Source organism: Cronobacter universalis NCTC 9529, from assembly GCF_001277175.1.
GTDB lineage: Bacteria > Pseudomonadota > Gammaproteobacteria > Enterobacterales > Enterobacteriaceae > Cronobacter > Cronobacter universalis.
Map to the genome: position 1 here is coordinate 42,113 of NZ_CP012258.1, position 15,716 is coordinate 57,828.

Below are 15,716 nucleotides of genomic sequence, written 5' to 3' on the forward strand. Positions count from 1 at the left end.
GGTTATTATCTTCGCCAGTGAGAGTATCACTCACCATAGTGGATATGTCACATGCTTATACGCGCCGATTACTCTCCACAGTGGATGTTTACTCGCTACAGTGGTTATTTGCTCTCTGTAGTGGTTGTTTTACCGGATCCTGATACAGGATCCGGTCCGTAGCTTGCCATAGTGGATAGCCGGAACGCACACGGGCATGCGTCAGTCTGTTACAGTGACCTGCAGGCAGGCAAAAAAGGCGCGCACCCGGTGTGAATAAACGTGTTGATGAGCAGGAGTAACTTCACAGGGAATACTAAAAATAGTTTCTGATACAGCACGTTATAGAGAGAGGGCCGGGATGGAAAAGGCAGACGTTTTACTCGCTACAGTGGTTGCACACCACTCTCTTCAGCCGTTATGTGTCTCACCACAGTGGATATCCGGCTCGCTTCAGTGGATGATCTGCTCGCTATAGTGGTTATAAAGTGTCGCAACGCATTGATAGCAATAAGAAATTCAGGAAAGGGATCTTTAAGGATCATATTAGGGATCTCTTTGGGATCGAAAAACTGGATCTGGCCTGTGGATAACCCTCAGAAATTAAGCATCTCCCGCCTGGATTCAGCTCTGCTCTTTTGCGCTTCCTCAAACGAACGGCTGACGCGCGTTCGTTTTTGCGGTGAGCGCTGCGATCTTTAGCAGTAACGTCTTATAACATCAGCATTTTGAGCACGCGCACATTGCCATCACATTTATGTTTACCGTCTGGCTTTTATGCTGTATTTTCGTCTAAATCAATAAATCCTGCATACAGTGAGTTTTATGATGGATAATGAGCAGCAGTTGACGAAAGTTGCCGAACGTTCTGAAAGAATGCTTCTGGGCCTGACCGAACAGATCCAGCATCAGAAAGATGAGCTTCAGGAAAACACCTTTTATCAGGTCTACGCCAAAGCGGCACTGGCCAAACTTCCCCGACTGACCCGCGCCAGCGTCGACTACGCCGTCAGTGAAATGGAAGCGAACGGTTACGTCTTTGATAAACGCGCGGCGGGCTCCTCCACCAAATATGCGATGTCCGTTCAGAATATTATCGATCTCTATCATCATCGCGGCGTGCCTAAATACCGCGACCGTCATGATGAAGCCTTTACCATTTTTGTCGGTAACCTGAAAGGCGGCGTCTCCAAAACGGTGTCCACGGTCTCGCTTGCCCATGCGCTGCGCGTACACCCTCACCTGCTGTTTGAAGATTTGCGTATCCTGGTGGTCGATCTCGATCCGCAGTCTTCCGCCACCATGTTCCTTAATCACACCCGCGCGGTCGGCACTGTCGATACCACCAGCGCGCAGGCCATGCTGCAGAACGTATCGCGTGAAGAACTGCTCGAAGAATTTATTGTGCCGTCGATTGTGCCTGGCGTGGATGTCATGCCAGCCTCCATTGAAGACGCCTTTATCGCGTCGCGCTGGGAAGAGCTTTGTGCGGAGCATCTGCCGGGCACCAGTATTTATGGCGTACTGCGGCAGAACATCATCAATAAGATTGCCGGTGACTACGACTTTATCTTTGTCGACAGCGGCCCGCATCTGGACGCGTTTCTGATGAACGCGATTGCGGCCTCGGACGTCCTGTTCACGCCGGTGCCGCCCGCCCAGGTGGATTTTCACTCCACGCTCAAATACCTGACGCGCCTGCCGGAGCTGATCGCGCTGATTGAAGAGTCCGGGTGCCGGGTGAGGCTGCAGAAAAACATCGGCTTTATGTCGAAGCTGCTCAACAAGGCCGATCACAAGCTCTGTCACAGCCTCGCCAAGGAGATTTTCGGCGGCGATATGCTGGATGTCGCCCTGCCACGCCTGGATGGCTTTGAGCGTTGCGGAGAGTCGTTTGATACCGTCATTTCCGCTAACCCCGCCACTTACATCGGCAGCAGCGAGGCGCTGAAGAATGCCCGCGCCGCGGCTGAAGACTTTGCCAAAGCGGTTTTCGATCGCATTGAATTCATTCGTATGAGCTGAGAATACTATGAGCACAAAAAGAGTCACCATTGGCCGTACACTCACCCATTCCTCGTTTAAAGAGAGCACGGATGCCGAAACCTTCACGTCTGTGTTTGTACTCAATTCAGGCCGTAAAGCCACATTCCGTCTGGAAACCCTCGCGCCTGCCGACGTGGCGGAAAAAACCTTTGTGCGACAGGAAACCAACGGGCGCGATCAGTCTGCGCTGACACCGGAATCGCTGCGCGATATCACCCGTACCCTGAAATTCCAGCAGTTCTTCCCGGCGATTGGCGTCAAAGCGGGTGACCGCATTGAAATTCTGGATGGCTCCCGCCGTCGTGCGGCAGCACTCATCTGCCACACCGGCCTGACCGTGCTGGTGACGGAAGCCGCGCTGACGTCAGAAGAAGCGCGCAAACTCGCCAAAGATATCCAGACAGCGAAAGAGCACAACATTCGCGAGATTGGGCTGCGCCTGATGGCGCTGAAAAACGCCGGGCTTAATCAGAAAGAGATAGCCGAGCAGGAAGGGTTGTCGCAGGCGAAAGTCACCCGTGCGTTACAGGCGGCGTCGGTATCGGCTGATCTGCTGGCGTTCTTCCCGGTTCAGTCCGAGCTGACCTTCAGCGACTATAAGACGCTGAACAGTGTTGAAGAAACGTTGCTGAAGAATGAGATCGCCCTGAAAACGCTGACCGACTCTATCGCCAGCGAAGTGGATATTGTGCTGTCAGATCCCGATCTGGCCGAAGACGAAGTGAAAAACCGCATTGTGCGTATTATTGCGCGTGAGAGTGAACTGCTGACGTCGCCAGGCCCGAAAGATAAAGCGGTTATTTCGCCGCTCTGGCGTTTCTCCGATAAAGACCGATTCGCCCGTAAGCGCACTAAAGGCCGCCTGTTCAGCTACGAGTTCAACCGCCTGTCGCGTGACGTTCAGGACGAACTCGACCGTGCCATTGAAAGCGTGCTGAAGAAACATCTCTCCTGAGCGGGATGCGCACTCGCCATGGTGATTTCACCGTTAACTCCCTGAAATACCGTTTTTTCCTTAACGCATTTCACGGTGAAATCGCCAGTATTTCTCTTTTCTTATTCCATACATCTTCTCGTTTACTCTCTACAGTGGATGTTTTGCTGTTCAGCATTGCCGCTCGTACTGAAATTTCATACCTTTCGCCACGCTGATTTTATATTTAAGTTATTGATTTTTATGTTTTTTATTGAATTATTTCACGATGAAATCGCCATGCCTATGGTGGCTTTTCTTCCACTGTTGTTAGAAAACGACGAGGCCAGAAAAGCCCGAAGAGAGGAAATACGCGTCATTTCAGGTCAATCAGGGATGGTTTCCATCAAAAGAGCGCGGCGGCATGATTGAAAACAACAGAAATTAATATCCACTACGGGAGGTCTGCCGGCGAGAAGGTTTTGCGAGACATCTTCTGAAACCGGCAATAAAAAAGGCCGCACTCAGGCGGCCTTAATGGTATTGCGTAAATCAGAACTGAACGGAGTAATTCAGACCAAACGTACGGCCACGACCTTTATAGCTATAAAGATCGGGTGAACCATAAGCTGGGCTGTAAAGCCCCGAAGCGCGCTGGCCCCAGACCGTGGTGTAATCTTCATCCAGCAGATTTTCGACACTGAACGCGATTTTACCGACCGGAAGCGCATAGCTGCCGATAAAGTCCACGGTATTATAACCGTCGATTTTCTTACCTTCTTCATCAGAAATATCGAACGTCTGGGTGCTCTGCAGACGCAGCGTCCAGTTATCCGGCGCCCAGCTTACCCATGCACTGACCTTAGACGGGCTGGCATTGTCCACAGAAAGTTTTTTCCAGGAACCATCTACGCGAGTCTGGGATTTGATGGCGTTAAAGTTCGCGCCGGTGCTCCAGTCGCTGTCACTGAAGAAGTAATCCACCTGACCTTCAACACCATAAATACGACGTTTGTCATCTTTCAGGTAGATGGTCATGTCGTCATTAATGTCAGTTGTTTTATCAGACAGAGAGTAGTAGGTGGCAATCTGAGTGCGCAGGTTATCACCGGTATAACGCCAGCCCAGTTCATACGAGTTCACCTTAATACCATCAACTTTGGAATCATTGATGTTAACGCTCCGCAGAAGACGGTAATGACCATTCTCCAGACGGTAGGTACCGGTGCCATAGTATTTGGCAACATCCGGTAAATCGTAGCCCTGAGAGAAGTTAAACCAGACCTGTTGACGATCGCTCAGATGACCCAGGATACCGGCGTTAAACAAGAAATTTTTGTAGTCAGTTGACCCGCCCGGAATAGCATCGGCAGAAGTGGCTTTACCGGTCGCTATGCCCTGCTGCTGGCTGTAACCGACAAAATCGTCCACTTTAGTCTCGGTGTACTGGTAACGCACGCCGCCGCTTAAGGTGATGGCCTCATTGAGATCGTAACTTGCCTGCAGGAACGGGGCGAGATTTGTCACGCTGTAACTGGCGTAACGTCCAACGTTATAAGCGTTATCAAGCTTCATGCCCCCGCTGGCAGCCGCTTTGTTCAGGTCGAAAAACTGCTGGTTGGCATTAAAGGTTTCATGCTCGGCATCCACACCATAGGTGAGAGAAAGGGCATCTACTGGTTTGCTGTTCAGCGTCAGCTTACCGCCCCAGAAATCCGTTTTTTGCTGTGAAGCGCCAATAGCGGTAACACTCGTACGAGCGGCGTTAAGCGTCGGGAAGGGGTAAAACGTCAGATTTTCATCGCGGTAATAGATTTGAGCAACGAGATCCTGGCCCCAGGCATCGGAGTTGGAATACTGAAGATTAATCAGGTGGCGCTCGGTGCCCGGCAGACGGTCAGAGTCCAGGTTGCCTTTGTTATAGGCGGTGCTGTCGCCGGTCACCGCCGAGAAGTTCTCTCCCAGGAACAGGCCATGCTTACCATCGGCCTGGCTTTTGTAATATTGCGTAGTGAGTTGTAGCTGCTGGTGGTCATCAATATTCAGCGTGCCGGTACCCATCACGTCAATGCGATCAGAATACTGCAGGCCGGTCTGGGTATTATCGATAATCACTTCATCGCCATTACCGTCATGCCAGCCGCCAAAACGCTGATAGGAGACGGACAGACGGCCGGAGGCATTATCATTGCCGCCGCTCACCGCCGCCGCCACGTTCTCATCATGATCGTTATGACTGCCAAAGCCGCTTTTAGCGCCGGTCTGGAATTCCACCTGCGTTTCCGGCTGGCCCTTTTTGGTCACGATATTGATTAAACCGCCGGTACTGCCGCCGCCGTAAAGCGAGGTGGCGCCGGAGATAACTTCGATGCGCTCAATGTTGAACGGATCGATAGAGTCCAGCTGGCGGCTGTCGATGCGTGACGAGTTCATCCGCACACCGTCGACCATCACCATCATGGAGCGGCCGCGCATGTTCATGCCGTAGTTGGTACGCCCCTGACTGCTGACATCCATGCCGGGGATCAGCTGTGCCAGAACGTCTTTTAACTCTTTACCGCCCTGAACCTGCTGCTCAATGTCAGCCTGTTCGATGACCCACGTGGTCTGTGCCATATCCGCAGCGCTGTGTCCGGTACGGCTGGCGGCAACCACCAGCGTCTCTTCTTTCTGCGGCGCCCCCCAGGCGGAGGCGGAAAGCATGGCAAGCAAACAAGGATTCAAAACCCAAAGATGATGACGCTTCATTGTTATGGTGTTCCTGAGAGTGTTAATAGTCAGTGCTGTTTACAGGTTGAGAAATCTGACGTGTGACCGTTTCTGGCCGGGAGAGCCACTGGATCACGCCAGGCGTGGTGCTCAGTTCAAACGGCGTATCCGGGTGCGCGACATTGAGAATGCGCGCGGCCCGCCAGGCCATCAGGCTGAGCTGAGGTTCCGCAATACCGAGGCTGTGCATCCCGGCATTGACGGCAAAAAGATGGTTCGCGCGGGGGCCGTTCCATGCCAGCGTGAAATCGGTGTTAACCCGGAAGCCTTCGCGTTCGTCCAGCTCCAGACGATGCGCCAGCGGGGCGAGGAACGCCGGACGGGCAGGGCGATAGCCGGTCGCGAAAATCACCACGTCGGTATCCAGCGTTTCCTGGCCGCCGTCCAGATGATGGCGCAGCGACAGGCGCTGGTCCTGCGCCTGCGGCGTCACGCGGGTGACCGAGCGCGACGGCAGCAGATGCGCCCAGGGTTTTTCACGCAGCACTTCGAAGCGGTGATACATGGCGCGATAGATAGCAAGCAGCGATTCGCTGGTCACACCATCAGACGTCATCTTTTGCTCGGCGAGCAGATCGCAGCGCGTCTTCTCATCAAGCGTGGCAAAGCTTTCAAGGTATTCCGGCGTGAAATACTCGTTCGCGAACGCGGCTTCATCGAGCGCGTTGTAATTGTTGCGGCGCGACACCCAGTTGAGCGCCGCAGGCTGGCCCCACTCGCCGCGGAAAATATTCAGGAACAGGTCAGCGCCGCTCTGGCCGCCGCCGACGACCGTCACCCGCTTACCGGCAAGCGATGGCGTGCGCAGCATCATTTCGCTGGCGTGGAAGCAATGGTCGTTCTGCGCAGGCACGCAGTCGGGCAGGTTGACCTGTTTGCCGATGCCCATACAGACGTGGCGCGCGAAAAAGCGATCGCGCTGGGTCACCACTTCAAACAGCCCGCTGGCCTCGTTAAAACTCACCTGCTGCACCTGCTGGCTGAACGACAGATTGCTCAGGTTATCCGCCGCCCAGCAGAGATAATCGGCGAACTCTTCACGGGACACCGTGCGCTGCTCGGTGGTCAGAAAACGGTAGAACTTTTTGCGCTGTACCAGGTAATTCAGAAAACTGTAACGGTTGGTCGGCTCCACCGCGCTGACCAGATCTTTCAGGAAACTGGTCTGCATATGGCAGTCCGGCACCATCATGCCCGGATGCCACGAGAAGTGCGGTTTGCGTTCAAGGAACAGCGAGCTGAAGCCGTCAAGCCCTTCGGCGAGCGCGGCGATGCTGAGATTGAACGGGCCGATGCCAATGCCGATGAAATCGTACGTTTTCATGATGCGGTCTCCCTGGTGACCAGATACAGCGGGTTATCAAGATCGGTGAGGTAATGGGGTAACATGCGGCTGCCGCCGTCATGCTCTGAGAAAGTGAGTTTGACCGGGTTCAGCACCACGCGAATGATCTGCGGTTTAAAGAGATCAAAGCGCGCGAAGCGCGCCGCCATCTCCGGGTGCGCGGCCATATAGTCCTGCAATACGTCCGCGAGCAGACGGTAGAAGCGGGTTTCGCTGACGCCGCACTGTTCAGTCAGGCGCGAGACGAAACGCAGCACCGTCACAAAATGCCCGGTCTGTAAATCGTGAATAATGTAATCAGCAGAAAGGCGCGCCGTGACGGCTTTCACAGGCTCCGGCAGGCTCTCCATCTCCGGGAACGTTTCATCCACAAGACGCATATCGCCCTGGAAATCCTTCAGCAGAATGCGCTGCGGCACATGGTCTTTCATCACCAGCGTCACGTTCTGACCGTGGGCGATCAGCGCCACGCCGTAGCGGCACAGCAGGTGATAAAACGGAATGACGACCACGCGGAAGAGCTGTGCAAGCCATGCTTCAGCGCTCAGGCCAGAGCGGGCGATCCACGCGTCAATCAGCGGGCGTCCCGCGTTGTCGGTTTCCATCAGCGCGGCCATCAGTACGGCCTGTTCGCCTGGGCGCAGCCAGCAGGAAGGGTTTTCCCGCCAGATGACGCCAAACATCTCCTGATAGCGATAGGGCGCGGTCTTCAGGGCTGCGTAACCGGTGTGCGTCACGTAACCAGCCGCAGGCTCGCCGAGGATCTGCGCTCCCAGCGCCACCAGCGTTTTATCAGCGGCGAACTGCTGCTGCAGCCAGCGCGACGCGAGCGGCCCGGCGGCGATGTATTTGCCCGGAATGCCGCGGTAGCAGGAGGTGTTGTAAATCGTGAGCGGCAGTTTGATATCGAACGATGAGCGGCGGCTGACGTTAGTCAGCGTGCGCAGCGACTGCTGGGCGATATACTCATCACCGAACACGCCGAGATCGATAATCTCGCCGCGCGCCAGCTGTGGCAGAAAATGCAGGGCGATTTTCTGCTGCCACTGCCACGGATGCAGCGGCACCGGCAGCCAGTTTTCATCCAGATGCAGCGCCTGCCAGTAGCGGGTAAAACGCTGGCGTTCGCCGTCGTCCATCGCGCTTGCCAGCAGGTTATTGATGTCGCAGTCGGCGTCGCTGCTCCAGACCATCAGGTCACGGCGGACCGCCACCCAGTGCAGGCGAAAACGGCCACAATATTCCGGCGCGTAAGCCTTCAGCGCATCCAGCCCCCAGCCGCGACGCCCTTTGTTAAAGATAAATTTCGGATGCCCTGACATCAGGCACTGCAGTTCATCCGGATCCATATCAATGAGCGCGTCGGCGTTAAGTTCCTTGCGCGCGTCCAGCAACTGCATATCGCCCCTGAGCGTCGCGTAGAGATCTTCGAGATGCTCCGCCGTCTGCGCGTCGCTCATCTTCAGCACCACGGCCAGCTGGCGCAGGGCGCTTTCGGCCTCAATGGCGCTGCCGCTCTCGTTCGCGAGCGTCGCCGGGTTGATATGCAGCCAGCCCCAGATGCCGCGCTTCGCGTCAAACGTCCAGGTCTCATCGCCAAGCGCGATGGCCCAGCGGCCTGCGTCTGTCTCCTGCGCCGTCAGCGTGCGTTCATACTCCAGCTCGGCGAGAATTTTCGCCACCATCTCGCGGTTCACGCGTTCCCACAGCGAGGCCGTCATAGTCCCACCTCGCGGAAGAAACGGCTGCGCTGGCTCATCACCAGCCGCGAGCGCTTGTGTGGAAAATCGAACTCTTTCACGGTCTCAAAACCGGCGACCGGCAGATGGCGGAACAGGCGCTGGTTATCAAAGCGCGGTTCCGCCACCAAACGCTGCGTGCGCGGCTCGTCCAGCCACAGATAGTGGCTCAGGCCGCGCAGCCAGCTGCGGATGTACTGCGCGCCGCGCCACTGCTCCTCGCCCACCAGCATATGCAGCCCGCGATCGAACGGCTGCCAGCGGTAATGGCGGCCGATGCGGTCTTCCGCTGCCCAGTAAATTTCAAAATAGCCGAAGGGGTCGTCGTCGAAGCAGCCAATCAGCGGATAGCAGTACGCCGCGTCGAGCTGCTTACGCAGGTACTTTTCCTGCTCCGCCTGCGGCCCGGCCATCTCCCAGAAGGCGTTCACGCGCGGCGCGTTCATCCAGCGGGTAAACCGCTCCGCATCCCGCACCACATCCGCCACGCGGAAACTGAGCGTGCGTTTGATTTGCGGATCGTAGCGGCGATAGACCTCGCCTTCTGGCCGCGGCGGCCGCGCCGGGAAGGCGAGCTGGCGCGTCTCGTCAAACTCTATTCCCGCACGCGCCGCGATGCGCTCGCCGCGCAGCCACAGCGGCAGCTGCCAGAACGCGTCGCGGGCCAGATAATCGCACTGCACGGCGTCAAACAGCGCCTGCGCTTGCGGCTCATCGCGCCACTGCGCCCAGGGCAGCGTAATGCCCGTTAATGCGGGCGCCGCGACAAACAACTGATCGAGCGCGGCAGTGAGCCACCCTTCCGGCAGTGCGCCCGGATGATGCAGTACGGCGCTGCCGTCGAGCCCGAGGGCCAGCGGCAGCGCCAGATCGCGCTTCGCGCAGCGAAAACCGTAACCGCCATGAACAATGTGCGCTTCAGGCATCATGCGTGCTCCCTGCAAACGGATTGTCGAAGTTGAAGTAGATGACCGCCGGATCGACGATAGTGTTTTCGTTGTGATCGTGCAGATAGCAGAAGAAGTTGCCCTTGCAGTTCCAGTGGCGGCTCTCCAGCACGTAATCGAGGCAGCGGGTATCACGGGCGGTAGTGCGTAGCTGCGCGAGCGCGTCACGCACCAGCGCCATCAGGTTTTCTTCGCTCTCAAACCCTGCCGCACCCAGCGCGGCGGTTACCGCGAGCGTCGAGTTCACCAGCAGGTAATACGGGAAGTAGCGCAGCAGCTGGGCTTCGCTGAAGCGGTTTTCCGCTTCCGGCTCGCCGGCTTCCGCAAGCCACAGCAGCGCGCCATCGGTAAAGCCGCTGCCCTGACAGTCGCGATAAATCAGGCCGACCGGCAGATCCTGCTGCATCTCCACCAGAATGTTTTGCTGATGCGCCAGCAGCACCAGCCCGTAATCGGCTTCGGCGCTGAAGAGGGGCAGCAGAATGCGTTCGCAGTACGCCTGCACCCAGCAGCGCGCCGCCTGCGCCAGCGGCAGGCTGAGGCGCTCGCTGAGGCGGCGCACGGCGCAGGCCAGCAGGCTGTCGCCGCCGTCCGGCGCGGCCTGAGTCAGGCTCACCAGCACGTTGGTCTGGGTTTCTGGCGTGTCGAATAGCAGGTTGACGCGCAGCGCCATCAGGCTCTCTTCCTGAATAGTCCTCTGCGCATCGCGCAGGCCCACCCAGCCATCTTCCTGCATCACGCGCATCGTCGGGTAGCGCGCCTGTAACGCCTGCCAGCGGCTGGTCTGCGCCATCCGCGCCAGCCGCATTCCGCGTTTCACTTCTTTCACCGACAGCGTGCGCACCGAGTTGGTGAGGCGCACGCTGAGCGAGAATTTAATCATGTCGTTATTGGTTTCGCTGTAGAGCGAACGCGAAGAACTGGTCGGCAGCCACGGCGCGCCCGCTTCGCCCAGATCGATAAGCTCGCCCTTCTCCGCCAGCGCCTGACACCACGGCTGTGTCAGCAGATACGCCGCCTGCCACGGGTGCATCGGCACCAGCCAGCGCGTATCGGTAAAATGCTCAAGCAGCGCAGGCGCGCTCTGGGCCGCGAAACGCAGCAGACGCGTGCGCAGATCTAACCCCAGGCTCTCGCCCGCCACACAGTCTTTATTTACCGCGAACCAGCGCAGCGGAAAACGCGGCGCGAAATCGGGCAGATAACGCCGCGCTTCGGTCTCATCAAAAGGCTCGTGCGATTTCGGCGCCGGATGAAACGCATGCCCGACCAGCAGCGCCTGTTCCGCCTCTGCGAAGTTGAGCGGCTGCGCGCGAAGCGTTGCCCAGTCGTGACGCAGTTCAATCGCCTGCCAGGTATGGCGGTGGCTCTCCTGAACGCGGCGCGCAAAGCGGGCCAGCACGTCACCGGCAAGTTCGCCTTTCACGGAAGGCTTCGCCAGGATGAGCTCGACAAGCTGCGTGAAATCAACGGGTTCACAGCTATCGTTATCGCTTCCCACCAGCATTGCCGGGAACAGGTATTGATGATGTTGCGTCGGGGAGAAGTAGCGCAGCGCAATGCGGATTGCCTGCGTCTCAGAGAGCGGTAAATGGATCTGCGCCGGCTCCTGCGGTAATGCGCCGGGAACCAGCTGCCAGTCCCGGGTTTCACGCAGCAGCGCGTTAAGAAAACACTGAGCCGCGACGTCTGTCGTCGCAGCAGGGCGGGGCAGGGAAACCATAACAAACACATCCTTTGTTGATAATGATTATCGTTATGATAGGGATTCTATTTACAGTGGCAACTATTTTTGCAATATTTGTTTTCATTAATTTCATAATTCCCTCATCTTTATTGACAATATATTTACCTGCTTATGGATGCTTCTTCTCACGCCGTACACGCCCGCCGCACAGGACAATCGCTCTGGCCGCTGGCGCTGTGCGCGGGTCTGCTCGGGATCGGGCAGAACGGTTTGCTTGTGGTATTACCGCAACTGGTGCAGATGACAGGGCTGTCGCTCTCCGTCTGGGCCGGCCTGCTGATGTTCGGCTCGATGCTGTTTCTGCCCGGCTCGCCCTGGTGGGGACGCCAGACGGAAGTGCGCGGCTGTAAATTCGTGGTCGTGGCGGCGCTGGGCGGTTATCTGCTGAGTTTCGCCGTAATGGCGCTGGTGGTCTGGGGCATGGCGCGCGGCGTGGTCGGCGCAACCGCAGGACTCGCCGGGCTGATTGTCTCCCGCGCGCTTTACGGCCTGACGGTTTCCGGCATGGTGCCCGCCGCCCAGACGTGGGCCATGCAGCGGGCAGGCATGGAGCACCGGCTCGCTGCGCTCGCTTCTATCAGTTCCGGCCTGAGCTGCGGGCGGCTTATCGGCCCGCCGCTGGCCGCCGCCGCGTTAAGCGTTCACCCGCAGATGCCGCTCTGGCTGATGGCGCTCGCGCCCTTTATCGCGCTGCTGCTGGTGGCGCGCCAGCATAACGATCCGCCGCTCGCCCCCGTGGCGCACCAGTCGGCGTGCCTGCGTGCGGATATGCTGCCTTTTCTTGCGCTCGCGCTGCTGCTGGCCGCCGCGATCAGCCTGATGCAGCTCGGCCTGTCGCCGCACCTGCGGCCGCTGTTTCATGGCGATCTCCGTGCCGTCAGCCATCATGTTGCGCTGCTGTTAAGCCTGGCGGCGGCGAGTACGCTGCTGGCGCAGTTCCTGGTGGTGCGCCCACAGCGTCTTCAGCCGGGTGCGCTGCTGCTGCTGGCGGCGGTGCTGATGGCCGCCGGTCTGCTGCTGATGATCCTGCCGGGGCTGATCACCTTTTACGCCGGTATCGCCGTGACCTCTTTCGGCGCGGCGATGGCGACGCCTGGCTATCAGGTTTTGCTGAATGACCGTCTCACAACCGGTAAAGGCGCGGGCGTTATCGCCACCAGCCACACGCTCGGTTACGGTGCCAGCGCCCTGCTGGTGCCGGGGATTTCACTCTGGTTCGGCGAGCACATGCTGATTGCCGCCGCCTTTATCGCCGCCGCGCTGTTTTTGCTGTTAAGCATCGGTGTCTGGCGTTACGCCGCGCCGCAGGAGCCCACCGTATGACCGCCAGTTACCGCATTTTTAACGTGACGCTGCGCCGTCGCATTCCTGTCACCCCTTCGCTGCTGCGCTGCGTGTTTACCGGTCCGGACGTGGCGCACATGAAACATGAAGCGCCCGATCAGCGCATCAAGCTGATGTTCGCCAGACCCGACGGCGACACCGCCCGGCTGCCGGTGAGCGACAGCTGGTATCAGGATTATCTGGCGCTGCCGCGCGAGCGGCGGCCTTTTATGCGCACCTACACGCTGCGCGCGCTGCGCAGAGAGGCGCGCGAGCTGGATGTCGAGTTTGTTCTGCACGGCGACAGCGGCCCGGCGTCGCGCTGGGCGATGCACGCCAGACCCGGCGATACGCTGCAAATCGTCGCGCCGGATCGTGATTTCCCCGGCGACAGCGGCGGCTATGAATGGAGCGCTGACGAGGCGCTTCGTCAGGCGCTGCTGGTGGCCGATGAAACCGCGCTGCCCGCCGCGCTCGGCATTCTTGAACAGCTCGCCCGCCAGCCTGCGCCGCCGCGCGTCCAGGCGTTTCTGGAAGTGCCGCTGGCGCAGGACATTCAGCCGCTGCGTTACCCGTTTGCCGATATTCACTGGCTGGCGCGCGGTGAAAACGCGCCGCACGGCGAGCGCCTGCTGGAAGCCGTGAAAGCGGCCGCCGCGCTGCCTGTCAGCGAGCAGGTGTCGGCACAGACGACCGCAGACGATGATGACGAAGAAACGCTCATCTGGCAGCGCGCCGGCGGGGCAGGGGCGTTTCGCGCCTGGGTGGCGGCGGAATCCGGGGCAGTGAAACGGCTGCGTCACTACCTGACGCGCGAGCGCCAGCTCGATCCTGCCCGCGCGTGCTTTATGGCGTACTGGTCGCGCGGGAAAAGCCACGTATAATCCCCTTTTTTACAGTGCGCAGGCTGTATTCTGTTTTTTTTACACCTTTTACGCTGTAATTGCATATTACAGCGTGAAGGGTGTAAAATAGGCGATACAGTTTATCGTATGTATCTGAAGGTGCGACCAGCAAGATGAATACCCGGTATCCACTGAAAACGCTCAGCCAGTTGCGCCCGCTGCTGGTGGGCTTTCGCAAAAACCAGGGGCTGACCCAGAAAGAGGTCTCGGCGCGGCTTGGCGTCACCCAGCAAACCTATGCGCGGCTGGAGGCGAGCCCCGAAACGGCCAGCATCGAGCGCCTGTTCCGCGTTTTTAACGTCCTCGGCATTGAGATAACGCTGTGCGAAACGCAGACGGCTGAGGCTGACGCGCCCGTCTGTGACGATTCGCCTGCCCGCCGCGAGGCGTGGTAACCATGCGCCGCACGTCGCGTTTAGCGCTCTGGATGAACGGTCTCCCGGTTGGTTACTGGGATAAACACAACGGCGAAGACCGGCTGACTTATCTGCCGGAATGGATTGCCGATCCGCAGGGCAGACCGCTGTCGCTGTCGCTGCCGTTCACGCCCGGCAATCAGTCATACCGCGGCGCGCGGGTGCGCGATTACTTCGACAACCTGCTGCCGGACAGTGAAAACATCCGGCGGCGGCTGGCGATGCGCTACCGGGCGCAGAGCCTGGAGCCGTTCGATCTGCTGGCGGAGCTGGGACGCGACTGCGTCGGCGCCATTCAGCTGCTGCCTGCCGGTGAAGCGCCGGAAGGGCTCTTTACCATTCGCGCCCGGCCACTCACCACAGTGGATATTGCCGCGATGCTGCGCCACACCGCAGAGACCTTTCCCGGCCAGCATGGCGGGGAAGAGGAGCTGCGGCTCTCCATTGCGGGCGCGCAGGAGAAAACCGCGCTGCTGTGGCACGAAGGCCAGTGGTGCCTGCCGGAGGGCAATACGCCCACCACGCATATTTTCAAACTGCCGCTGGGGCTGGTGGGCAATATGCAGGCGGACATGCGCACCTCGATTGAAAACGAATGGCTCTGCGCGCAGCTGCTGGAAGCCTGGGATATTCCGGTCGCGCGCACGCAGATGGCGCAGTTCGATGAGCAAAAAGTGCTGATTGTCGAACGCTTCGACCGGCGTCTTTCGGCCGATGGGCAGTGGTGGCTGCGTCTGCCGCAGGAGGATATGTGCCAGGCGCTCGGCGTCTCGCCGCTGCGTAAATATCAGGCCGACGGCGGGCCCGGCATCGGCGATATCATGACTATCCTGAGCCGTTCGGAAAACGCGCAGGCGGATCGCGCGCATTTTTTCCGCGCCCAGATTATCTTCTGGATCCTCGCCGCGACCGACGGCCACGCCAAGAACTTCAGCATCGCGCACCTGCCCGGCAACCGTTACCACCTGACGCCGCTCTATGACGTCCTTTCCGCCTGGCCGGTTATCGGGCCGGGTAATAACCAGATTGCGTGGCAGAAGTGCAAGCTGGCGATGGCGGTGCGCGGCGGCAGTAACTATTACCATCTGAGCCAGATCCGCCGCCGTCACTGGCTGCGCCAGGGCGAACTCGCCGGGCTGTCGGCGGCGCAGGTTAACGACATGATTGATGCGCTGACAGCCAGCGCGCCTGCGGCGATCGCACGCGTGGCCGACGCGCTTCCGGCGGGTTTTCCCGCTACTCTGGCCGACGTTATTTTTAACGGCATGCGCCAGCAGTGCGCGCGCCTCGCGGCCCCCTAATCGCTTCCCCGGCGCCGTTTCGCACGCGGCGTCGGCCCTCTGCTTCTGACCCGCCCCGTCGCGCTTTCCGGCACTTCTCCGGTAATGGTCTATCATTGTTCACGTATGCCGCCAGGGCCGGGACATTCCGTTATCCATTGTACCCCCCAGCAGAAAACCGCTTTCACACAGGCGGCCTGCGCGCTACCGGCCCGCTGCGGCACCCGGATCATGCTTACACGTTAACGTTCCTCAGGCGCGCCGCAGGAGCGGAAATTGCGCGATCGCGCCACTGCTCACTTCTGGA

General features: G+C 58.8%; 11 protein-coding genes. 6 read left to right on the plus strand and 5 right to left on the minus strand.

Annotated features, from left to right (window positions below):
- Positions 1-804: 804 nt before the first annotated feature.
- Positions 805-2,004, plus strand: a complete 1,200-nt coding sequence (locus AFK65_RS20105) for an AAA family ATPase (protein ID WP_032805202.1) — start codon at positions 805-807, stop codon at positions 2,002-2,004.
- A gap of 7 nt (positions 2,005-2,011) precedes the next feature.
- Positions 2,012-2,980 (plus strand): ParB family protein, encoded by a 969-nt coding sequence (locus AFK65_RS20110; RefSeq protein ID WP_032805201.1) that lies wholly within the window; start codon positions 2,012-2,014, stop codon positions 2,978-2,980.
- Between the two features lie 510 nt (positions 2,981-3,490).
- Here the strand turns inward: AFK65_RS20110 and AFK65_RS20115 are convergent.
- From AFK65_RS20115 to AFK65_RS20135, 5 genes are read right to left on the minus strand one after another with little or no spacing between them, the layout of a single operon-like run.
- Positions 3,491-5,686 (minus strand): TonB-dependent siderophore receptor, encoded by a 2,196-nt coding sequence (locus tag AFK65_RS20115; RefSeq protein WP_038858864.1) that lies wholly within the window; start codon positions 5,684-5,686, stop codon positions 3,491-3,493.
- 22 nt (positions 5,687-5,708) lie between these two features.
- A complete protein-coding gene (locus AFK65_RS20120; RefSeq protein WP_038858866.1) occupies positions 5,709-7,031 on the minus strand; it encodes a lysine N(6)-hydroxylase/L-ornithine N(5)-oxygenase family protein in 1,323 nt (440 codons plus the stop codon).
- Entirely contained in the window at positions 7,028-8,773 is a 1,746-nt protein-coding gene (gene iucC / locus AFK65_RS20125) for an IucA/IucC family protein (protein ID WP_007706021.1), read from the minus strand. Before iucC ends, AFK65_RS20120 begins: the two co-directional genes overlap by 4 nt.
- Positions 8,770-9,717, minus strand: a complete 948-nt coding sequence (locus AFK65_RS20130; RefSeq protein ID WP_038858838.1) for a GNAT family N-acetyltransferase — start codon at positions 9,715-9,717, stop codon at positions 8,770-8,772. Before AFK65_RS20130 ends, iucC begins: the two co-directional genes overlap by 4 nt.
- Positions 9,710-11,461 (minus strand): IucA/IucC family protein, encoded by a 1,752-nt coding sequence (locus AFK65_RS20135; RefSeq protein WP_038858814.1) that lies wholly within the window; start codon positions 11,459-11,461, stop codon positions 9,710-9,712. Before AFK65_RS20135 ends, AFK65_RS20130 begins: the two co-directional genes overlap by 8 nt.
- A 135-nt stretch (positions 11,462-11,596) precedes the next feature.
- On the opposite strand from AFK65_RS20135, the gene AFK65_RS20140 reads away from it, so the two are divergent.
- The 4 genes from AFK65_RS20140 to AFK65_RS20155 all read left to right on the plus strand — a co-directional run bounded on the left by AFK65_RS20140 (position 11,597) and on the right by AFK65_RS20155 (position 15,430).
- Positions 11,597-12,808 (plus strand): MFS transporter, encoded by a 1,212-nt coding sequence (locus AFK65_RS20140; protein WP_038858816.1) that lies wholly within the window; start codon positions 11,597-11,599, stop codon positions 12,806-12,808.
- The gene (locus AFK65_RS20145; protein WP_038858817.1) at positions 12,805-13,692 is read left to right on the plus strand and encodes a siderophore-interacting protein; all 888 of its coding nucleotides are present in this window, start codon (positions 12,805-12,807) and stop codon (positions 13,690-13,692) included. Before AFK65_RS20140 ends, AFK65_RS20145 begins: the two co-directional genes overlap by 4 nt.
- A 134-nt stretch (positions 13,693-13,826) precedes the next feature.
- The gene (locus AFK65_RS20150; protein WP_007706016.1) at positions 13,827-14,108 is read left to right on the plus strand and encodes a helix-turn-helix transcriptional regulator; all 282 of its coding nucleotides are present in this window, start codon (positions 13,827-13,829) and stop codon (positions 14,106-14,108) included.
- Between the two features lie 2 nt (positions 14,109-14,110).
- Entirely contained in the window at positions 14,111-15,430 is a 1,320-nt protein-coding gene (locus AFK65_RS20155; RefSeq protein ID WP_038858818.1) for a type II toxin-antitoxin system HipA family toxin, read from the plus strand.
- Positions 15,431-15,716: the final 286 nt, after the last annotated feature.